Raw genomic sequence first — 1,132 nt, 5'->3', positions numbered from 1 at the left:
AACAATCGTGACCGCAACTTCACCAGCGCCAAACTCAAGCGGCGGATGGAAGAGATTGAGTCGAGCATCAGCCGTTACCTGGCTGCACTTGATGCGGCGGATCGGCAACTGCCAACTGCCTTCGAACCAGACACTACGCGCCTCGCAGAGAAAATCGAAAAGCTTAAACTCAAATGAAAGAGCTTCAGCTGATTGAATCTCAGCTTAACGATTCGCCTGACAAGCAGGTCTCGCTGACCGACCCAGATGCCCGTTCGATGATGACGCGTGGCAACGGAATCGTCGGCTACAACGTGCAAACAGCGGTCGACACCCAGCACCATGTGATCGTCGCTCACGAAGTCACCAACGTCGGCTCTGACCGCGACCAGCTCAGCTCGATGGCGAAACAGGCTCGGGAGGCCATGGCTTCAGAAACGCTGGCGGTAGTGGCTGATCGAGGTTACTTCAAGGGCGAAGAAATCCTGGCCTGCCACGACGCAAACATCACCGCCTACGTGCCAAAGCCGATGACTTCAAGTGCCAAGGCTGATGGACGATTCAACAAAGATGCCTTCGTTTATGACGCGACGAAAAACGAATACATCTGCCCGGCGGGAGAGGCGTTGCCCTGGCGCTTCTCCAGTGTTGAGAAAGGCATGAATATGCACTGTTACTGGAGTTCAAGTTGCCAGAGTTGCGCGCTAAAAACTCAGTGCACGCCGAGCAAAAATCGGCGAGTAAGGCGCTGGGAGCATGAACTGTGCTGGAGAAAAATGCAGCGCCGTCTGAACCAAGCGCCAGAGATGATGCGGGTTCGTAAACGGACTGTTGAGCACCCCTTCGGGACGCTCAAACAATGGATGGGCTCGACGCATTTCTTGACTCGTAGGCTCGCAGGAGTCAGCGCGGAGATGAGCCTGAATGTGCTCGCTTACAACATGAAGCGGGTTATGAAAATCATCGGCACCGAAGGCTTGCTGAGGGCGATGGCGGCGTAAAAAAACCCCGTATTTCGCGGCTCCGGTAGGCGCTAAAGCGCTTTATAAACGCTCTGGAACGTTACCGGTGCTAATCGTGGTAAATGCTTAGGCAATCGCTTCGTCCAGCAGCGCTGGGCTGCGGCACCCAAGCTACGAAAGTGTTTTTACAC

The 1,132-nt window shown here is 54.8% G+C and carries 1 pseudogene; it reads left to right on the top strand.

What is annotated here, in order from left to right:
- A pseudogene (locus NA619_RS24980) lies at positions 1 to 980 on the top strand (IS1182 family transposase); the annotation flags it as partial.
- Between the last annotated feature and the right edge of the window lie 152 nt (positions 981 to 1,132).

The sequence above is a fragment of the Stutzerimonas stutzeri genome (assembly GCF_024448895.1).
In the GTDB taxonomy this organism is placed as follows: Bacteria; Pseudomonadota; Gammaproteobacteria; order Pseudomonadales; family Pseudomonadaceae; genus Stutzerimonas; species Stutzerimonas stutzeri_Q.
This window is presented reverse-complemented; position numbering and strand designations above follow the sequence as displayed.